Genomic DNA, 18,223 nt, shown 5'->3' with positions numbered 1-18,223 from the left:
ATGCGTAGCAAGCTTGCTGAACGGCTGAGTGCCCCGGGCGTCCGTTTCAAGGCCCTGCCTTGGGGCTCCCGCATCGCCCTCCTCTTCCTCATCACGATCGTCCTCGCAGCCGTCTTCGCGCCGGTCATCGCCCCGCACGATCCGCTGGAAACCTTCATCCCCGCCACCCCGCCGGGCGCCGAGCACTTCTTCGGCACCGACCGGCTGGGCCGCGACATCTTCTCCCGCCTGCTCTTCGGCGCCCAGTCCTCGCTGATGATCGGCCTCGGCGCCGTGATCCTGGCCATCCTGGCGGGCGCCCTGCTGGGCTCCTTCGCCGCGACATCCAGCAAGGCCGTCAACGAACTGATCATGCGCCTCATGGACATCCTGATGGCGTTCCCGGGCATCGCCCTGGCGGCAGTGCTGCTGGCCGCGTTCGGCAACTCGGTTCCCACCATCATCATCGCGATCGCCATCATCTACACACCCCAGCTGGCCCGCGTGGTCCGCGCCAACGTGCTCTCCCAGTACGGCGAAGACTACGTCCGCGCCGAGCGTGTGATCGGCGCCGGTCGCTTCTACATCCTGCTCAAGCACATCGTCCGCAACACCGCCGCCCCCGTGCTGGTGTTCGCCACGGTCATGGTGGCTGACGCCATCATCCTCGAAGCCTCGCTGTCATTCCTCGGCGCCGGCGTCCAGGACCCTGCACCGTCATGGGGCAACGTGATCTCCTACGGCCGCAACCTGGTCCTGTCCGGCGGCTGGTGGGCCACCACCTTCGCCGGTGTGACCATCCTGCTCACCGTGCTCTCGCTGAACATCCTCGCCGAGGGCCTCACCGACGCCATGGTGAACCCGAAACTGCGCAAGGCTCCTGTAGTAAAGGACGACGACGGCTCCTCCGCCGCCGTTGCCGGCGCCGCTGTTGATACCGAGATCGCGACGTCCGTGGCCCAGCCCTCCGTGGTGGAAGAGCACGAGCTCGACGGCGTGCGCGCCGCCTATGGTGACGTCCTCACCGAGGAGCACTACAACGAAGCGGCCATCCTGACCGATCCGAAGCTGGCCGCGGCGAACCCGCACCTGCTGCTGGACAAGGAACTGGAACTGCTCTCCGCCATCGAGGCCCAGCGTACGGACCGCCTCCCCCAGGTCCCGGCCGGCGCACGGAACGTCCTCAAGGTCAAGAACCTGTCCATCCGCTTCCCGGGCCGCTTCGGCGACACCGCGATTGTGGACAATGTCTCCTTCACGGTCCGCGAAGGCGAAACCATGGGCCTGGTGGGCGAATCCGGCTGCGGCAAGTCCATCACGTCCCTCGCGGTCATGGGCCTGCTGCCCAAGACCGCGCAGGTCACCGGTTCCATCAAGTTCGACGGCAAGGAACTGCTGGATCCGGCCATCAAGCACAGCAGCGTCAAGGCCTACGAGGGCCTGCGCGGCGAGCAGATCGCCATGGTCTACCAGGACGCCCTGAGCTCCCTGAACCCGTCCATGAAGATCAAGGACCAGATGGAGCAGCTGACCAAGCGCGGCGGCCGGAAGACCCCGGCCGAGCTGCTGGAACTGGTCAAGCTCGATCCCGTCCGGACGCTCGCCAGCTACCCGCACGAGCTCTCCGGCGGCCAGCGCCAGCGCGTGCTGATCGCCATGGCGCTGTCCCGTTCGCCGAAGATCGTGGTGGCCGATGAGCCCACCACCGCCCTGGACGTCACCGTCCAGAAACAGGTGGTGGACCTGCTCAACGAACTGCGCGAACAGCTCGGCTTCGCCATGGTCTTCGTCAGCCACGACCTCGCCCTGGTGGCCTCCCTGGCCCACCGCATCACGGTCATGTACGCCGGCCAGGTGGTGGAATCCGCACAGGCTTCGGAGCTGCTGCAGAACCCCAAGCACGAGTACACCCGCGGCCTGCTCGGCGCTGTCCTCTCCATCGAGGCCGACGCCGTCCGCCTGCACCAGATCCCCGGCACCGTCCCGTCCCCGCGCGACTTCGCCCCGGGCGACCGCTTCGCCCCGCGTTCACTGCGGTCCGACGCCGACCCCGACCAGCAGCTGGTCCTGACGTCAGTCGGAGCCGCCGGCGGCGGGGACGCTGACCATTACTGGGCGAGCCACCTGAAGGAGGATGCAAAGTGAGTGAATCCACCGGCAAGCCGGTCATCGAGCTCAAGGACGTCAAGGTCCACCACCACGCACGTGGCGGCGGGCTCTTCCGCCCGAACATCGTCAAAGCGGTCGACGGCGTCGACTTCAGCATCAGCCGCGGCGAAACCGTGGGCATCGTGGGTGAGTCCGGCTGCGGCAAGTCCACACTCGCGTCCGTGCTTGTGGGACTGCAGACGCCGACGTCGGGCGAGGTCCTGTTCCACGGCAAGCCCGCCATCAAGCGGAACGCGCACATGCGCAAGGAATTCGGCCGCTCCGTGTCCGTGGTCTTCCAGGACCCGGCCACGGCGCTGAACCCGCGCATGACCGTCCAGGACATCCTCACGGACCCCCTCCAGATCCACGGCATCGGCACCGCGGCAACCCGCGCGGCCAAGGTCAAGGAACTGCTGGCCCTCGTGGGCCTGCCGCAGTCCGCGGCCGAGGTCACGCCGTCGCAAGTTTCCGGCGGACAGCGCCAGCGTGTGGCGATCGCCCGCGCCCTGGCCCTGGACCCGGACATCATTGTGGCGGACGAGCCGACGTCGGCCCTGGACGTATCCGTCCGCGCCCAGGTGCTGAACCTGCTCTCGGACCTGAAGACGCAACTGAACCTCGGCATGGTGTTCATCTCGCATGACATCCAGACCGTCCGCTACGTCTCGGACCGCATCTGCGTTATGTACTTCGGCAAGATCGTCGAGCAGGGCACCGCCACCCAGGTCTTCGACAGCCCCACCAACGACTACACCAAGAAGCTGCTGGGCGCCGCCCCGAGCCTGCTCCACATCTAGCTTTCCCCCAAGAAGTTTTTCGTCTAACCATCAATATTTGGAGAACACTGTGACTACTGTCGCTTCCCGCTTCCAGGGCGTCATCCCGCCCGTCGTAACCCCCCGCACTGCCGATGGCGCCATCGACGTACCGTCGCTGGAAAACGTCACCAAGCACCTGCTCGACGGCGGCGTCAGCGGCCTGTTTGTTCTGGGTTCCTCCGGCGAGGTCACCCATATGACCAACACCGAGCGCGACCTCGTTGTACAGACCGTGGCAGGCGTGAACGCCGGCCAGGTGCCGGTGATCGTGGGCGCCGTAGAGCAGACCACCAACCGCGTCATCGAAGAAGCCAAGCGCGTCATCGCGCTGGGTGCCGACTCGATCGTGGCCACCAGCCTGTACTACGCCATCTCCAACGCCCAGGAGAACAACACGCACTTCCGCTCCATCGCCGCCGCCGTGGACGTCCCCGTCTTTGCCTACGACGTTCCGGTGCGCACACACTTCAAGCTGCCCACGGACCTGCTTGTCGAGCTGGGCCGCGACGGTGTCATTGCCGGTGTGAAGGACTCCTCGGGCGACGACGTCTCCTTCCGCCAGCTGCTCATCGCAGCCAAGGACATCCCCAACTTCGACATCTTCACCGGCCACGAAGTGGTTGTGGACGGCGCCCTCCTCGGCGGCGCCCAGGGTGTTGTTCCGGGCCTGGGCAACGTTGATCCGGCCGGCTACCGCCGCCTCTACGACGCCGCCGTTGCCGGCGACTGGGCCGGCGCTGCAGCCGAGCAGGACCGCCTGGCCGATGTCTTCGAAATCGTCTACACCCCCAAGGCCGGCCGCATGTCCGGCAACGCCGCGGGCCTGGGCGCCTTCAAGACCGCCCTGCAGCTCATGGGCGTCATCAAGACCAACGTCATGAGCGCCCCCATGCTCTCCCTGGACGAGGACGAGACCGCAGCGGTCAAGGTCATCCTGGAACGCAACGGCCTGATCTAGTTAGTTGTGGCGCCTGGTGATTGAGCCTGTCGAAATCCAGGGGTGCCGGGTCGTGGTCGGGTCGGCGCCAGACCGAGGCCTTGCCGGCCCTTAGACACCTCCCGGCGTCATCTTCCGGTCGCGGGGCGACCTGCAGACGACTCTGGTCGGCGATGCGGGCCTACGCAAGACCCCGGCCAGGCACCTTAGGCGTCCGGCTCAGGTTCCCGAAGCAGAGACAGATCAATAGGTGAGCTTGTGACGCTAGGTGCGATGGCTGCCTTCCGTAGGTGGCGCGATCGGTGAGCGGCTTTCCTAGCGACTGAGGGGTTGTTTTGCGTAGTCCCGCATCGCCGACCAGAATGCTGCGGAGGTCGCTCAGCGACCGGAGTGGCATGGCGGGAGGTGTCTAAGGGACGGCAAAATGACCCCTCAGACGCGACCCGAGCACAACGAACCCGACAACAGCACAACCAAAGCAGAGAGCAGAAGGACAATAATGCTGTACGCGATCGGTGTTGACCTTGGGGGTACTAAGACTGCTGCCGGGGTTGTTTCCGAGGTTGGGGAGGTCTTGTTTTCGGAGACCATTCCTACGCTGAACCGGGATGGCGGTGAGGCGATCCTGGACGCTACTGCGGCGCTGGTTTCTTCCCTCATGTCACGGGCTCAAGCAGAGGGCCTGGATGTGGTGGGGGTCGGGGTGGGCTCGGCTGGGGTCATCGACGCCGTTCGCGGTGTGGTGGTGTCCGCTACCGATGCCATCCTCGGGTGGGCCGGGACCGAGCTGACCGCAGGGTTGGCCGCCCGGCTTGGCCTGGCGCCGGAGGCTGTCCAGGCCGTGAACGATGTCCATGCGCACGCCCTGGGCGAGTCGTGGACGGGTTCCGCCGCAGGAACCGCAAGCTCGCTCCTGGTGGCCTTCGGCACCGGCGTCGGCGGCAGTTTTGTCCTGGCCGGGCACCCGGTCCTGGGGCACCGTTTCGTTGGCGGACACGTGGGCCACTTCGCTTCCCCGTATGCGTTCCACGAGGGCCAGGCTGTTCCGTGTGTCTGCGGCGGCGCCGGGCACGTTGAGGCCATCGCCTCCGGGCCCGCCATCCGCGAGGCGTATGTTCGCCTCGGCGGCCAGGAGCCGGCGTCGGACGCCCGCGGCGTCTTTGCCCTCGCCAGCGCCAGCGATGCCACGGCCATCAAGGCGGTGGGCATGGGCGCGGCCGCGGCCGGCCAGGCCGTGGGCGGACTCGCCAACATCCTGGACCCCGAAGTGGTGGTGGTTTCCGGCGGGCTCTCCGACGCCGGCGCCCCCTGGTGGCGCCCTATGGAACGCGCCCTGCGCGCCGAACTCCTGCCGGCACTGCTCGATCTCCCCGTCCTCCCCGCTAAACTCGGCAACGCAGCAGCAATGGTGGGCGCCGCGCGCCTGGTGCTCACCACGCCGTCCTAAGCACCCGTCGTCCCAACTACCTCGCCCCACCCGATCTTCAGCCCGCACCGCCAACTTTCCAGAGGAAACCGACCGTGATCCTAACCCCCGAAGCCCTCGAAGCCCTGCGCGGCCAACTGATCGTGTCCTGCCAGGCGTACCCGGGCGAGCCCATGCGGGACCCGCGCACCACGGGGCAGGTTGCCGCCTCCGCGGTGATCGGTGGCGCCGCCGCTGTTCGCGTCCAGGGCCTGGCCGATGTTCAGTTCACGCGTTCGGTCGTGGAGGTTCCGGTGATCGGGCTCTGGAAGGACGGGCACGACGGCGTCTTCATCACGCCCACACTCCGCCACGCTTTGGCGGTGGCCAACGCGGGCGCCCAGGTGGTGGCGGTCGACGGCACACGCCGGGAGCGCCCGGACGGCCTGACCCTGGCCCAGACGGTGGCGGGCATCCACCAGGATTCCCACGCGCTGGTGATGGCCGACTGCGGCTCCTTCGATGACGCTGCCGCCGCCGTCGAGGCCGGGGCTGACCTGATCGGCACCACGCTGTCCGGTTACAGCGGCGAGCGACCCAAGACGCACGGCCCGGACCTGGAACTGCTGGAACAGATCGCCGCCGCCGGCTTCGGCGTGCCGCTCATCGCCGAAGGCCGCCTCCACTCCCCCGCACAGGCCCGCCAGTGCCTCGACGCCGGCGCGTTCGCCGTCGTCGTCGGTACCGCGATCACGCACCCGGCCACCATCACCGGCTGGTTCGCCGAGGCCCTGAAGTGACGCCCGGACCGAACGCCGCCGAGTCCGGGAACTACCTGCTGGCCGGCACGGTCCTGTCCGACGGCTCGGCCCAGGACGATGCAGTGGTGGCCGTCGTGGACGGCCGCATCGCGTATGTGGGCCCGCGAGCCGGCCTGGATGAGTCATCGCTGCCCGGTCTTGAAGAACTCGAATTACCGCCAGGCAGCATGATTCTGCCCGGCCTCGTGGACCTGCACTGCCACGGCGCCGTGGGAGGCGACTTCCCCAGCGGCGACGGCGATCCGGCCCGCACCGCCGTGGACTTCCTGCACCGCAGCGGCACCACCACGCTGCTGGCAAGCCTGGTGACCGCGTCGCGCGAGGACCTGTTGCGCGGCTTGGAGACCCTCCGACAGCTCGCCGACGAAGGGCTCATCGCGGGTATCCACTCCGAGGGGCCATTCCTGTCCCACGCCCGCTGCGGCGCCCAGGACCCCCGGTTCCTTCGCGAGCCGGACCTCCCGCTGCTGGGTGAAATGCTGGCTGCGGCTGGCGGCCACCTGCGGACCATGACGTACGCGCCCGAGCTGCCCGGAGCCGACGCCGTGGTGCGCACCCTCGCCGAGCACGGCGTGACGCCGTCGCTGGGCCACACCGACGCGGACGCGCGGACGACGGCGGCCTCCCTCACCGAGGCAGCCGAGCTGCTGGCAACCTCCGGACTGCGGACCGTATCGCGCCCCACCGTTACGCACGTCTTCAACGGCATGCCGCCGCTGCACCACCGCAGCCCCGGTCCCGTGGCTGCGTGCCTCCGGCTGGCCGGGGCGGGCACGATTGCCGTCGAACTCATCGCCGACGGCGCTCACCTGGACCCCGAAACGGTCCGGATGGTCTTCGAGCTCGTGGGGGCCGGAAACGTGGTCCTGGTGACCGACTCGATGGCCGCCACCGGGCTGCCCGACGGCGACTACGAGCTTGGCCCCGCCGCCGTCTCTGTCAGCGGTGCCGTGGCCCGGCTCAGCAACGGCACCCTCGCCGGCGGGACGGCCACAATGCTGGACGTTGTGCGGCGGACCATTGGCGCCGGCGTGGAGCCGGCCGCCGCTGTCTTGTCAGCCACCGCGGTTCCCGCGGCCATCATCGGCCAGGGGCAGGAAATCGGCAGCCTCCGCGCCGGCCTGCGGGCCGACGTCGTGGTGGTGGACCGGAACTTCCGCCGCGTTCTGGTACTGCGCGCCGGCCGCACCCTGGGCCGCCCCGCCGTCGGAGTTTAGCGCCCGGGCTGGACCATCCGGAAAGGCGGGCATCCAGCACTGGCGCGCACGTTGCAGGGGGCGGACAATTGGAGCACCTTGCAGTGACTGTTTGGAGCCATCATGCGCCGTTCCACTGGCTGGCTAAAACACCACAGGCTTTTGGCATTCTTTGTCCTGACCTACGCGATTTCCTGGGCATCGTGGCCCGCTTCCGCGTCTGGGCTGGTTCCCCGCATGGAATTCCTGCCGATAGGCCCGCTTGCTGCGGCAATTATCGTCATCGCCCTGGCTGAGGGCCGCCCTGGCTTCCTCGCCTGGGGGCGGCGGCTCATCCGGTGGCGCGTCCGGTGGGTCTGGTACGCCGTCGCACTTCTCCTGCCCGCCGTCCTTGTCCTGGTCACGGGGCTCATCACCATAACGCTCGGCGCCTCCGCTCCGGGCCTTGCACAGCTGACGTGGAGCGGGCTGCTAACCGTATTCGCCGTCCGGCTGGTCAATCCGATGGACGGACCACTGGGCGAAGAACCCGGGTTCCGCGGCTACGCCCTGCCGCTGCTTCAGGCGTCCCTGCCTCCGCTGCCGTCCGCAGCAATTCTCGGCATCCTTGTGGCTGTGTGGCACCTGCCGCTGGTCCTGTTTGCCGGGCTGAGCCTGATCGGGCTGCCGACGACGTTCGCCATCACCTTCCTCTACGTGTGGCTTTTCAACCGCACAGGCGGCAGCGTCCTGCTGACGCTCCTGTTCCACAGCAGCCAGGGCACCTTCACGGTGGGTTCCTTCGGCTTCACCGTCGCCGGCGCCGACCGCGCGGAACTGATCTACTTCGTGGTCGTCGTTCTCGCGGTTCTGGCCACGATGGCGCTGGACCGCCGGGCCTGGCGCAAGGCACCCCGCCAGGCCACCGCCGTCGGGCGTTTCTCCCTCCGGAGGCGTCCAATGTGAACGACGGCGGGAGGACAGGCGCCGGGCGAACGGCGCCTGTGTTCCCCGTCAATACCTGGCCGCATCGCGCTAGACTTTCGATCATGACCGGTGCCCCTGCCCGTCTTCTGGCTTGGATCGTCCTCCTGGCGACCCTCGTCGCGGGCTGCACTCCGACGATCGACCTCGACGATATCGCCACCGATCGGCCAATTCCGACCTCCTCGGTCCAGCCGGCCGCAGGCGACGTCGCCCTCGCCCCTCAGCGGAGCCCGAGCCCCACCCCGACGGCGGTTCCCGCGCCAGCCCCGGTACCCCAGGCGTTCGCCGTCAACCTCTACCAGGAGGGGGACTTCGTGCCGCAGTACACCTTCGACTGGTGCGTTGCGGCGAGTATCCAGATCGCGCACAACCTCATCGACGACACCGGGGGCGGCACATGGACCGACCGCGCTCAGCAGAACGAGCTGTGGGAGAAGGCCCGGGCGCGGTCATCCAACTCGTTCAACGGTGCCAACCCATTGGGTTGGGCTGCGGTGCTGACTGAGGTGGGAATGGGGCCATACGCCGTCGTCAGCATCGCCGACTACGAGGACGCGCTTCGAACCGCTGCGCGAGCCATCGCCGACACGGACCGGCCGGTCGGGCTGGTCATGTGGAGCGGCCGCCACGCCTGGGTGATGAGCGGGTTCGAGTCGCTCGGCGATCCCGACCAGTTTCCGGAGTTCTCGGTCACCGGCGTCCGCGTCCAGGATCCGCTCTACCCGCACGGCAGCGGTAAGTGGGGTCCGTCGCCTGCCCCCAACAGCCGACTCACCCCCGAGGAGCTGGCGACGCAGTTCGTGGTCCGAGAACCGCGACGCTGGAGCAGCGACCTGCCGGCCGGCTACCTGCTGGTGCTGCCGGTCGAAGAGGCCTGATCAGGGCGTATGCCGTTCTTGCGCTTCCGGGCAATTAAGCCGCCAGTCAACGCCGCCGCCAGCGCCGCCAGACCGGATATCACCAACGGTCCAGCCAACCAGTCGTCGTAAACGAATCCGTCCCCGACGGCGACCACATGGGCGACCGCGTTGCTAACCACCGCAGACGGATACAGCGACGTGGCCGCGGGCACCCCGTAGGCCGCAAGGGTTCGCACCCATGTGGGTCCCGACAATCGCGACGCGAGCAACCCGGCTCCGAGGGCTGCGCCTGACCACACGGCCAGAGCCACCAGGTTGCCGAGGTTGGATCCACCTTGGAATGCGGCATACGAGCTCCCTACATCCATCCCGGTGTTGGTCGGAGCAACCAAAAAGTTTGAGATGAAGCCGAGCAGCCACGCCATTCCGGCTGCTGACCAAACTATCCATGAACTCCGGAGGCTGCCAACAGCGGCGGGTGTCGATTTCCTTAGAGTGTTCACCGTGATCAATATAGTCCGCTGCAATCGCCGCCGTAGGGTGGTCCGCAGAGAGCCATTGAAGTGTCCCGTTTGAGGAACCCCCTACGGGACGTTCGTTTCGAGCCCAACTGTCCTCTCGTGGAATCACACTAACCATGCTTTCGTTGACTTATACAGCATCAACTGGAGAGTCACATGAAACGCCATCTGGATTCTAAAAAGGTTCGCCAGGTCCTTTCTGTCTTACTCGCGATAGTTGCTTCCTTGGTCCTCTTACTGGTTCCGATGTACACCCAAGTAAAAGTAACGTCTGATGGGCCAGAGCAGGTCAGTCATCCGACCCTGCTTGAGACAGTAGGGCCGTCTATCTTCGTGCCGTTGCTCATCCCCGTGGCCCTGACCGCGCTACCGCTCCTGATACGAGGGCGTGCGCGGATGCCAGTGTCGGTCGCGACTGCTGTCGCTCTTGTCGTCTTCGTAGTCATCGCCTCCGCGAGCATCGGCTGGTTCTACGTCCCAGCCCTGGCCGCGGCCGTAGCCGCCGTAGTCCTCGATGGGAAGCCACGCAGGACTCCAAATCCGCCCTAACTGATCGGCCCGCCAGCCGGTTCATCCTCAGGGTTGCTGCTGGTTAGCTCGACGCTTTGAACAGGCTTATCCGGCGTGGCGTGGGCCCAATCTACGGAAGGCGGACGCACTTCCAGCTTGCGAGCCATGTCCGGTTCAAGATCCAAGCGCAACCATACTCGCAGTGAGTCGTTCCTATACAGAAGACTGCCCGGCGCCGGAGACTGACGCTCAACGAGCGGGTTGTTGGGCCACGCGATCCCACTTATTGGTGGTCCATCCGGGTCAGGGTTCGCCAATGTCAGTCCAGCAGACTGGGCTATCTCCCGAGCTGCGAGGAATCGCTCACCTACAACGTCGGGCACGATGACGAGCTCCGCGGCTCGCTGATCATTCAGGTCCTTGTCTGGCACGGCTTCCTCCTATCAGCATGCTCTGCCTGGCACAGCAACTCAGCAACCGACCCGCAGTGTGAAAGCTGAGGTTTGTTTGCCCACCTCTATTGAGGGGCTTCATCCACAATTCGGTAGTCGATGGCGGTGTGGCCGACGACTTCGTTGGAGCCGAAGCCGAAGGCTGCATAAGTCATGATGCTTCGTTCGCCTATGACCAAGCCGGTGCCAGGGTCAATGATCATTTCAGCCCTTTTTCCTGCACGAAGTGGCTCTGTGCGGCCTATGGCTATGCCAACCTTGCCGTCGAAGTTCGCTTGCTCGCTGGCAGTCACCCCAGGGATCAGGGCCAAGGCCTCGTAGAGACCAGCGCGGAGGTCAGCCGGAACGAGTCCCAACCTGAGAAGGTCGGTGATCCGGACGAAATTGTCCTCATCCCGTGAGGCGGAACCACCCTGATACTGGGCGTTGAAGTGGTCGTACAAAGCCTGCCCGTCCCGCGGCAGGCCATCCAGCTCCTCGTCACTTAGCGGTGTCCATGGACCTCCATAAAAGTGTCCGTCTTTGGCCCGGATTACGCCGTCATCCATGGGCGCGGGACCCGCGTCTCCCCAGTCCCGATCGAGCACCCATTCCTCGTCGCGGTTCCCTGGGACATAGACGTCAATGGTTTGTGCATTCATCCTGGTGCTGATTTTCCCGGATGCGTCCGCACTGGTGACACTCCAATTGGCGTGCGTATGGACCAGCAAGTATTCGCCCGGCGTTGCTACCGGATCCACAAACGTCATTGTCTGCTCTGCCGCGGCGCGCAGGACCTCAGCCGCGTGGGCGCTTTGGGCAGTGACGCTGATCTGACCGACGACAAGTGTCCCGACAGCAGCCGTGGCGGCTGTTAGTAGCACACGCCGGGCGATGGGACGAGGCGCCGCGGCATCCTTGAGCTGCAAGCGGGAATTCGGATTCCCCGAACTGCGGAGCCGGCGGCGGGGAGTTGCCTTGCCGGGTCTGTACCGGATGGGGTCCTCAGCGCCGACCAGTGTTGGCAGCTCAACGAGCTGCTGACGCAAGGCCTCCCGCCGGTCGGCTTGGAACTGGGGTGTGCTCATGATGTTCTCCGTCCGAGAGTTGTCTGGGCATCAATTTCTTCTTCATGCATGACCTGGCTGTACAAGGCGCCGAGCCTTGATTTGGCGCGGTGAAGACGGGACTTCACCGTTCCGTCCGCGATGCCAAGGGCAGCGCCGGCCTCTCTAGCTCCCATGCCTTCAACAACACACAAGGTGAGAACGTCGCGTTCCGGAGGTCTTAGTTGGGCGAAAGCTGTCCGGAGGGCAGAGGCCTTGATCTGAGATTCGTCAGTATCAGCAATGCTGTCGGCAATGTCGGCTGCATCTTCCGGCGGTGGGAGCTGGTTGAGGAAATGTCTATAGCGGCGCTGCTGGCGGACGTGGTTACGCAGAGTGTTGTTCGTCGTAATCAACAACCAGGGCAATATGGAGTCATTGACCATGCGGACATTGGCTCGCCGGCGCCACGCCTCATAGAAGACCACAGCTGCCACGTCCTCAGCCACGTGAGGGAGCCTGAGGACTTTTACAGCGTGCCGCCACACGCGGTCGTGATGGCGGTCGAAAAGCACCCCGAAGGCGTCACCATCTCCGTTGACAACTCGATGCCACAAAACCTCATCCGAGACACCCAATTCCTCGCCCATACCTCATAGTGTCCGGTCACCCCCGCCGGTTCCATGATTTAGCGAAGCAATTCCTTTGCCCTGCAAGATTCGTTCCATGGAGGGGCATATCGGCAACCTTGACACCCTTACGTCCTGCGTGCCCCGGATAATTTCATGGAGGTCGATGCAGCCAGGACTGCGGTGACATCGTAGAGCGGCCAGGGTTGGACCAGCATCATGAGTAATCCGCCTACGGGACGCCGGTACGCTTCGATGGAGATCCGTTGACTGTGAAGAAGGGGAAGCTCCGTGAACCCTTTTGCGGCCAGGGGGCAATACATAGTGTGAGCACAGATAACGACATCATCAGGCGGTCCCGGGCCAGCCCCGCAGTTTTCGGGGAGCTGTACGACAGACACGCCTCAGTCATCTACAGATACGCCGCCAGACGGGCCGGGGACTTCGCTGCCGACGACGTCACGTCCGAGACCTTTCTGGTCGCCTGGGGGCAGCTGGAAACCTACGACCTTGACCGGGAGGATGCCCGGCCCTGGCTGTTCGGGATCGCCACCAATCTGCTCCGGCGGCATCATCGTGCTGAAGCCAAGTTGCCGGAACCCTGAAGTCCATGCCGGCCATCGACCGAGAAACGCTGCTGCTGCATGCCTGGGCGGACCTGACCTACGAGGGCATCGCCCTGGCCATGGACGTCCCGGTGGGCACCGTGCGTTCCCGCCTTAACCGCGCCCGCCGGATGCTGCGGAAACAGCTCAACCTCGAAACACTTGATGAAACGGAGAACGACCATGGACGACTTGCAGCTGCTCCGCGAAATGCGTAGCGACATCGGCTCCCCCGCTTCGGCCACTTTGGCCCGCGGTCGCAGCCAACTCATGGCCAGGATCGATTCGACTTCCACCACTGCGGCGTCGACAGACAGGGACACCAAAGGCACTGTCAGCCCGATCCGCTTCCGGCGCCGGATCCTGCTCGCTTCGGCAGCAGCGGCTCTGCTCGTGGGCGGAATCGTCGTGGCAGACGTAGTCAGGCCCACGGGTCCGGGCGCAACTGCCGAAGCCGCCGAGGTCCTGAACAATGCAGCGGCAGCAACCATCCAGACCTCCGACCCGGTTGTGGGACCCGGCCAGTACCTTAAGATTCAAAGCACGAATTTATGGGCCTCGTCCGCGGTCGACGCCAGCGGAAATACTTATCAGTGGCTGGATACAGAAAAGATGACCATGTCTATCCCGGCCAACCGGGAGGGCGAATGGGTTTGGGAACGTTCAGGCCGGATCCCGACGACATTTTTTGATGAAGCATCCAGAGAATACGTAGAGCGCACGCAAACAGATGGAACGGAAGCGTACGTATTGCGTGGGGCAAACGGAGCCTTCTACGGACCGGGAAGCGAATCCACTTTCCCTTCCCCCAGCTATCTGGACTCCTTTTCCCGGGACCCCCGAGTGCTCCTGGACGACATCTATCAAAAGACCCTCGGAAGGGGGCAGTCTGTTGATGGCGAAGCGTTGGTATTCATCGCCGATCTCCTGCGCACGGGAATGGTTCCCGGCGAACTCCGGGCGGCACTGTATAAGGCGGCGGCACTGATACCAGGAGTGACCGTGACCGATGAACAAGCCACCCTCGATGGTCGCAAAGGCATCGCCATCGGACGGGTCGAAGACTTCTCACACTTCCGTCACGACATCATCATTGACCCCAAAAACGGGCTGCCCACCGGGGAACGTCAAGTGCTCACCGAACCCTCCGGGACCATGCCGGCCGGAACAGCGAGAACCTGGACGACGGTAGAAACCTCTGTCTCAGACACCGCCCCGTAGGCGTCTGAAGATGCCCGCCGTCGCACATCGACGACGGCGGCGGGCATCGAGGTGCCTCGCCCCCAGGAAGCGGAACGCCCACCGGACTGGTTCGGCAATCTCGTGCCCGTGCATGGGCCCCGATCACGTGTGGGGTTCATACTCGAGGCATGAGAGTGACTGGAATTCTCCCTGAGGACGCGCCCGACCCTCGCGCTGAGCAGGCTGAACGCCTGAAACTCATGCCCATCCCGGTGATGGGACTCGTGCCCCAGCCCTCGCTGGAGGACACGGATACGGTCGGCCTGGGATACGGTCAGGACGCTCGTGGATTCAAGGAAATGACAGCGAGCGTCACCTACACAATCTGGCGAAACCCGCTTGACCGCTCAGACCCGATAAACCTCGCGGACCTCGACGAGCAGAAGCGCAGGGCGATCGAGGACGTTCCGCCCTGGCCGCGACCCGCCTGGCTGGTCGAGCAGGTGGAGCGAATGCGATACCCGCAGCTGTGGGAGGCCGTACGAACCACCTGGCACCGTGACTCCTCCGAGCGTTCTTCGGTCCGCAGTGTGCTGGTCGACCACCTTAATTACGTCCTCATGAACCAGTTCCGGAAGGAGCTCAGGCTGAGCGGCAACCCCTGGGATCAGCCCGCGCGTGTAGTGACCGACCGAATGGTCAATGATCAGGTGAGCGTCCTCGTTAACGGAGTCGAAGTACTCGCCGCGGAGGTCGATACGGACCCGTTCGTATACGGTATCGGCGCAGAACTGGCAGGCGGTGGCGTCGTAACTGCAGTGCTTCCACGCTCCGAGCTCCAGCATATCCAGATCCAGTTCACCACTCGGTCCGACGTCGATGGCATCCATTTAGAGGTCCGCTGAAACTGACGCCCCGCGTGCGTCAAAGGCCCAGAGTGGTACAATATGTGGTACCACTCCGCGACTAAGGAGCACGTCATGGCGATCACCGCCTCGCAGGCCAGGGCAGAGCTGTTTCCCCTTATTGAAAAGGTCAATGCCGACCACACGCCCATTGAAATCGTGTCAAAAAAGGGCAGCGCCGTGCTGATGTCCTTGGCAGATTACGAGGCTTTGCAGGAAACGGCGTACCTGCTGCGGACGCCAGCGAACGCGGCCCATCTGCTTGAAAGCATTGCGCAGCACCGAGCCGGCACGGCCGCCCAGCGCGGACTGGCCGACTGAACATCCTTTTCACGGACAAGGCCTGGGACGACTACGTCTATTGGACCGCAACCGACAAGGCAATGGTCAAGCGGATCAATCTGCTGATCAGGGACTGCCAGCGCGATCCCTTCGACGGCATCGGCAAGCCTGAAGCCCTCAAGCATCAGCTGTCCGGCTACTGGTCCAGAAGAATCACCGAGGAGCACCGGCTCGTCTACGCCGCAGAACCCACGCAGCTCGTCATCATCGCCGCCCGGCACCACTATTGAACCCTGCGGAAATGCCAGGGCAACCAGCGGGGCTCAGACCCCGGCGGTCGCCTCGGACACGCGCACGGCGACCTGCCCGCTCCCCTGCGCCAGCTGCGACGCCGCGGCTTCGTCAGCCACCACCGTCACGTGCGGGTGCAGCTGCAGGACGGACCCCGGGCAGTCCGCGGTGACGGGTCCGTTGAGCGCGGCAGCCAGGATGCCGGCTTTGTCCGCGCCGTTGACCACCAGCAGGAGGTGGCCAGCTTCCAGGATGGTGCCCAGGCCCTGCGTGATGCAGCGGAGCGGCACTTCCTCCGGCGTGCTGAAGTAGCGGGCGTTGGCCTCGCGGGTGCGTTCCGTGAGGACCTCCACGCGGGTCCGGGAGTCCAGGGCGGAACCGGGCTCATTGAAGGCCAGGTGACCGTTGTGGCCGATGCCGAGGATCTGCACGTCGATCCCGCCGGCGGCGGCAATGGCCGCGTCGTAGTCAGCGGCAGCAGCCTCGGGGTCCTCAGCGCTTCCGTCTGGCACCGTAACGTTGGCGGGGTTCAGATGCAGCCGCTCAGTCACTTCGCGACGGACAACTTCGGCGTAGCTTTCGGGGTGTCCGGCGGACAGGCCCACGTACTCGTCGAGGGCGAAGGCACGGACGGAAGACATGTCAAGCCGGTGGTTGGCGAGCGCCGCGTAGATGGGCAGCGGCGATCCGCCCGTGGCCACGCCCAGGACGGCGTCGGGCTTGCTTCGGATGACGGCGGCAAGGATCCCGGCGGCGACGGAACCGGTGGCTGAGGCGGTAGGCACAACGAAAATTTCCACGTCAAAGGCACTCTCTACGAAAAGGGCAGGGCTGAATCCGCCCGGGCGCGGGCGTCGAAGGAAAAGGCGGAGAAAAACAGGCTAGGCGGCCGCGACGTCCTTGAGTTTCAGGCGGATACCGTCAAAGTGGCGCTGCAGGCGTTCGGACGCAAGGGCCTTGTCCTTGTTGGCCACGGCCTCGAAGATGTCCCAGTGGTCCTGCGTCTGCTGCTCGAGGTTGACCGGGCCGGTACCGATGGCCAGGTGGATCTTGCGGTAAACCTGCCAGAACACATCCATGAGGTTGATGAGCAGCTCATTGCTCAGGGGGGCGTACAGGCGGCGGTGGAATTCGGCGTCGTGCTCATACAGTGGCTCCCCCTTCTTGGCCGCGTTCTCCATGGCTTCCATGGTGGACCGCAGGTCAGCCACGTGCTCATCGGTGAGCAGGTCAATGGCCGGTCCGATCAGCCCGGACTCGAGGGCTTGGCGCACATCGATGAGCTCCATGGCTTCCTCGCCCTTGTGGCGCAGGGACAGCCGGCCACGGAACGTCAGGCCGGACACTAGGGCGCTGAAGTTGTTGGGCGCAACGAACATGCCAAAGCCGTGCCGGATCTCGATGACGCCCAGCGCTTGCAGTACTTTCAGGGACTCGCGCACGGTGTTGCGGCCCACGCCGAGTTCGGCGGAAAGCTCACTTTCGGTGGGAAGCGCGTCACCGACATCCAGGCCGCGCTCCAGAATAAGGTCCATGATGCGCGTCTGCAGGGCATGCGAACGGAGCTGCGCACTGAAACGGGCGGGCGATACTTCTTGCGATGCGATGGCCACGGGGGTCTCCTCCTTGCCGCGCTTAGGGGTCGCGACTCGTCCTACCTCTCAAGGGTACAGGAGATGGGACGTCCAATGTCTAGAAATGACGAACCTATTTTTGAGCATTTTCAACGCCGAGTGACCAAATCTAACCCAGGAGCGCCGAATCTAACCCAAAAGGGACCGGACTAGCTCGCGGCACGCCCGGTAACCAGGCGTTTTGGGGTCGATCAGGGCGTAATGGTCCCCGGGAACCCTGACCAGCCGCGTCTCCATGTTTGCTGTGGTTCCGGCGTTCACATAGGACTCGGACTGGCCCAGCGGGACAGTGGTGTCCTCCGATCCATGCACAGCGATCACGGGCACGGCCAGCGGCAGTGCGGTCATGGGGTCCGCGTATCTGTAGCGGTGCGGATACTTCGACGACGACCCGCCCAGCAGGTTGCTCACCGCACCGTTGCTGAGGTTCAGCTTCTCCGCCTCGGCCAGGTTGAGCAGGCCGGACTGGCTGACCACACCGGTGAGGTGCACCGCGGAGGCGTCCGAGGTACGGGCCACCTGGCGGTCAGCGTCCGGCATTCCCAGCTGGGCGAGCTTGCCGCGGCCCGCAGCCCAGGCAGCCAGATGCCCGCCCGCTGAGTGACCCAGCGCCACCACCGGGCCAATGTTCAGGGCATGCTTGGCCGCGAGGTCCTGCAGCTTGTCGATTCCAGCGAGGACGTCAATGAACGTGTTGGGCCAGCCACCGCCGTTTCCGGCCCGGCGGTATTCCAGGTTCCAGGTGGCCATGCCATGAGCGGCCAGGTCCCGGGCGATGGGCTCCCCGAGCTCTGCGCCGTACTGCGAGCGCCAGTAGCCGCCGTGGATCACCACCACCACACCGCGGTGCTCGCCGCCGGCCGGCAGTTCCGGCAGGAAAAGCTCGCCCCATTGGCTGGCGTCCTCGCCGTATTGGTACTTGTGCCGCTTCACTGCATCCCCCTTGGCGCCGCCGCCGGCGGTACCGTCCCGCTCGGCGCCGGGCGAACACGCGGCGCCGAAAGTTCCAACGGCCGCCGCGGCAGCCGCACCAACCAGCGTGCGGAAGACAAAC

General features: G+C 65.3%; 21 protein-coding genes. 14 read left to right on the top strand and 7 right to left on the bottom strand.

Going from position 1 to position 18,223, the window contains the following annotated elements:
• The 8 genes from AC3IT0_RS01045 (at position 1) to AC3IT0_RS01010 (ending at position 9,151) form a co-directional block, all read left to right on the top strand.
• Entirely contained in the window at positions 1-2,124 is a 2,124-nt protein-coding gene (locus AC3IT0_RS01045; protein WP_489321991.1) for a dipeptide/oligopeptide/nickel ABC transporter permease/ATP-binding protein, read from the top strand.
• On the top strand, positions 2,121-2,927 hold the full coding sequence (locus AC3IT0_RS01040; protein ID WP_489321990.1) for an ATP-binding cassette domain-containing protein: 807 nt from the start codon (positions 2,121-2,123) through the stop codon (positions 2,925-2,927). The genes AC3IT0_RS01045 and AC3IT0_RS01040 overlap by 4 nt, the downstream gene beginning before the upstream one ends.
• A gap of 49 nt (positions 2,928-2,976) precedes the next feature.
• The gene (locus AC3IT0_RS01035; RefSeq protein ID WP_489321989.1) at positions 2,977-3,906 is read left to right on the top strand and encodes a dihydrodipicolinate synthase family protein; all 930 of its coding nucleotides are present in this window, start codon (positions 2,977-2,979) and stop codon (positions 3,904-3,906) included.
• A gap of 478 nt (positions 3,907-4,384) precedes the next feature.
• Positions 4,385-5,332: an ROK family protein gene (locus AC3IT0_RS01030; protein ID WP_489321988.1), complete on the top strand. Its 948-nt coding sequence runs from the start codon at positions 4,385-4,387 to the stop codon at positions 5,330-5,332.
• Between the two features lie 74 nt (positions 5,333-5,406).
• Complete coding sequence (locus AC3IT0_RS01025) at positions 5,407-6,090, top strand: N-acetylmannosamine-6-phosphate 2-epimerase (protein WP_489321987.1); 684 nt, start codon at positions 5,407-5,409, stop codon at positions 6,088-6,090.
• A complete protein-coding gene (locus tag AC3IT0_RS01020; protein ID WP_489321986.1) occupies positions 6,087-7,328 on the top strand; it encodes an N-acetylglucosamine-6-phosphate deacetylase in 1,242 nt (413 codons plus the stop codon). Before AC3IT0_RS01025 ends, AC3IT0_RS01020 begins: the two co-directional genes overlap by 4 nt.
• 102 nt (positions 7,329-7,430) lie before the next feature.
• On the top strand, positions 7,431-8,252 hold the full coding sequence (locus AC3IT0_RS01015) for a CPBP family intramembrane glutamic endopeptidase (protein WP_489321985.1): 822 nt from the start codon (positions 7,431-7,433) through the stop codon (positions 8,250-8,252).
• An 83-nt stretch (positions 8,253-8,335) separates the two neighbouring features.
• On the top strand, positions 8,336-9,151 hold the full coding sequence (locus tag AC3IT0_RS01010; RefSeq protein WP_489321984.1) for a hypothetical protein: 816 nt from the start codon (positions 8,336-8,338) through the stop codon (positions 9,149-9,151).
• Here AC3IT0_RS01010 and AC3IT0_RS01005 read toward each other — a convergent pair.
• The 4 genes from AC3IT0_RS01005 to AC3IT0_RS00990 all read right to left on the bottom strand — a co-directional run bounded on the left by AC3IT0_RS01005 (position 9,118) and on the right by AC3IT0_RS00990 (position 12,291).
• Positions 9,118-9,558: a hypothetical protein gene (locus AC3IT0_RS01005; RefSeq protein WP_489321983.1), complete on the bottom strand. Its 441-nt coding sequence runs from the start codon at positions 9,556-9,558 to the stop codon at positions 9,118-9,120. The genes AC3IT0_RS01010 and AC3IT0_RS01005 overlap by 34 nt on opposite strands.
• A 641-nt stretch (positions 9,559-10,199) precedes the next feature.
• Positions 10,200-10,547, bottom strand: coding sequence for a PASTA domain-containing protein (locus tag AC3IT0_RS01000; RefSeq protein ID WP_489323879.1), 348 nt, complete (start codon positions 10,545-10,547; stop codon positions 10,200-10,202).
• A gap of 134 nt (positions 10,548-10,681) precedes the next feature.
• Positions 10,682-11,683: a hypothetical protein gene (locus AC3IT0_RS00995; RefSeq protein ID WP_489321982.1), complete on the bottom strand. Its 1,002-nt coding sequence runs from the start codon at positions 11,681-11,683 to the stop codon at positions 10,682-10,684.
• Positions 11,680-12,291 carry an RNA polymerase sigma factor gene (locus tag AC3IT0_RS00990; protein WP_489321981.1) on the bottom strand — a complete coding sequence of 204 codons (612 nt, stop codon included), beginning with the start codon at positions 12,289-12,291 and terminating at the stop codon, positions 11,680-11,682. The genes AC3IT0_RS00995 and AC3IT0_RS00990 overlap by 4 nt, the downstream gene beginning before the upstream one ends.
• 305 nt (positions 12,292-12,596) lie before the next feature.
• Between AC3IT0_RS00990 and AC3IT0_RS00985 the strand changes: the two genes are divergently transcribed.
• The 6 genes from AC3IT0_RS00985 (at position 12,597) to AC3IT0_RS00960 (ending at position 15,534) form a co-directional block, all read left to right on the top strand.
• The gene (locus tag AC3IT0_RS00985) at positions 12,597-12,875 is read left to right on the top strand and encodes an RNA polymerase sigma factor (RefSeq protein ID WP_489321980.1); all 279 of its coding nucleotides are present in this window, start codon (positions 12,597-12,599) and stop codon (positions 12,873-12,875) included.
• Between the two features lie 5 nt (positions 12,876-12,880).
• On the top strand, positions 12,881-13,093 hold the full coding sequence (locus AC3IT0_RS00980; protein WP_489321979.1) for a sigma factor-like helix-turn-helix DNA-binding protein: 213 nt from the start codon (positions 12,881-12,883) through the stop codon (positions 13,091-13,093).
• Positions 13,059-14,096, top strand: a complete 1,038-nt coding sequence (locus AC3IT0_RS00975; protein ID WP_489321978.1) for a CU044_5270 family protein — start codon at positions 13,059-13,061, stop codon at positions 14,094-14,096. Before AC3IT0_RS00980 ends, AC3IT0_RS00975 begins: the two co-directional genes overlap by 35 nt.
• 149 nt (positions 14,097-14,245) lie before the next feature.
• Positions 14,246-14,962, top strand: coding sequence for a hypothetical protein (locus AC3IT0_RS00970; RefSeq protein ID WP_489321977.1), 717 nt, complete (start codon positions 14,246-14,248; stop codon positions 14,960-14,962).
• Positions 14,963-15,037: 75 nt separating this feature from the next.
• A complete protein-coding gene (locus tag AC3IT0_RS00965; RefSeq protein ID WP_489321976.1) occupies positions 15,038-15,283 on the top strand; it encodes a type II toxin-antitoxin system Phd/YefM family antitoxin in 246 nt (81 codons plus the stop codon).
• Positions 15,284-15,345: 62 nt separating this feature from the next.
• Positions 15,346-15,534 (top strand): Txe/YoeB family addiction module toxin, encoded by a 189-nt coding sequence (locus AC3IT0_RS00960; protein WP_489321975.1) that lies wholly within the window; start codon positions 15,346-15,348, stop codon positions 15,532-15,534.
• Between the two features lie 33 nt (positions 15,535-15,567).
• On the opposite strand, the gene AC3IT0_RS00955 is transcribed toward AC3IT0_RS00960, so the two are convergent.
• The 3 genes from AC3IT0_RS00955 to AC3IT0_RS00945 all read right to left on the bottom strand — a co-directional run bounded on the left by AC3IT0_RS00955 (position 15,568) and on the right by AC3IT0_RS00945 (position 18,102).
• Positions 15,568-16,335, bottom strand: coding sequence for a glucosamine-6-phosphate deaminase (locus tag AC3IT0_RS00955; RefSeq protein ID WP_489321974.1), 768 nt, complete (start codon positions 16,333-16,335; stop codon positions 15,568-15,570).
• 81 nt (positions 16,336-16,416) lie between these two features.
• The gene (locus AC3IT0_RS00950; protein WP_489323878.1) at positions 16,417-17,142 is read right to left on the bottom strand and encodes a FadR/GntR family transcriptional regulator; all 726 of its coding nucleotides are present in this window, start codon (positions 17,140-17,142) and stop codon (positions 16,417-16,419) included.
• Between the two features lie 156 nt (positions 17,143-17,298).
• Positions 17,299-18,102 carry an alpha/beta hydrolase gene (locus tag AC3IT0_RS00945; RefSeq protein ID WP_489323877.1) on the bottom strand — a complete coding sequence of 268 codons (804 nt, stop codon included), beginning with the start codon at positions 18,100-18,102 and terminating at the stop codon, positions 17,299-17,301.
• Positions 18,103-18,223 lie beyond the last annotated feature (121 nt).

It is taken from the genome of Pseudarthrobacter sp. KH_020_B, assembly GCF_057840185.1.
Note: the sequence above shows the minus strand (reverse complement) of the source record. Positions and strands in the feature narration are given on the sequence as shown.

Coding starts and splice junctions, on each gene's coding strand:
- AC3IT0_RS01045 (WP_489321991.1), top strand. CDS start 1: ATGCGTAGCAAGCTTGCTGAACGGCTGAGTGCCCCGGGCGTCCGTTTC.
- AC3IT0_RS01030 (WP_489321988.1), top strand. CDS start 4,385: ATGCTGTACGCGATCGGTGTTGACCTTGGGGGTACTAAGACTGCTGCC.
- AC3IT0_RS01015 (WP_489321985.1), top strand. CDS start 7,431: ATGCGCCGTTCCACTGGCTGGCTAAAACACCACAGGCTTTTGGCATTC.
- AC3IT0_RS01010 (WP_489321984.1), top strand. CDS start 8,336: ATGACCGGTGCCCCTGCCCGTCTTCTGGCTTGGATCGTCCTCCTGGCG.
- AC3IT0_RS01005 (WP_489321983.1), bottom strand. CDS start 9,558: ATGGCGTGGCTGCTCGGCTTCATCTCAAACTTTTTGGTTGCTCCGACC.
- AC3IT0_RS00995 (WP_489321982.1), bottom strand. CDS start 11,683: ATGAGCACACCCCAGTTCCAAGCCGACCGGCGGGAGGCCTTGCGTCAG.
- AC3IT0_RS00990 (WP_489321981.1), bottom strand. CDS start 12,291: ATGGGCGAGGAATTGGGTGTCTCGGATGAGGTTTTGTGGCATCGAGTT.
- AC3IT0_RS00980 (WP_489321979.1), top strand. CDS start 12,881: ATGCCGGCCATCGACCGAGAAACGCTGCTGCTGCATGCCTGGGCGGAC.
- AC3IT0_RS00975 (WP_489321978.1), top strand. CDS start 13,059: ATGGACGACTTGCAGCTGCTCCGCGAAATGCGTAGCGACATCGGCTCC.
- AC3IT0_RS00970 (WP_489321977.1), top strand. CDS start 14,246: ATGAGAGTGACTGGAATTCTCCCTGAGGACGCGCCCGACCCTCGCGCT.
- AC3IT0_RS00965 (WP_489321976.1), top strand. CDS start 15,038: ATGGCGATCACCGCCTCGCAGGCCAGGGCAGAGCTGTTTCCCCTTATT.
- AC3IT0_RS00960 (WP_489321975.1), top strand. CDS start 15,346: ATGGTCAAGCGGATCAATCTGCTGATCAGGGACTGCCAGCGCGATCCC.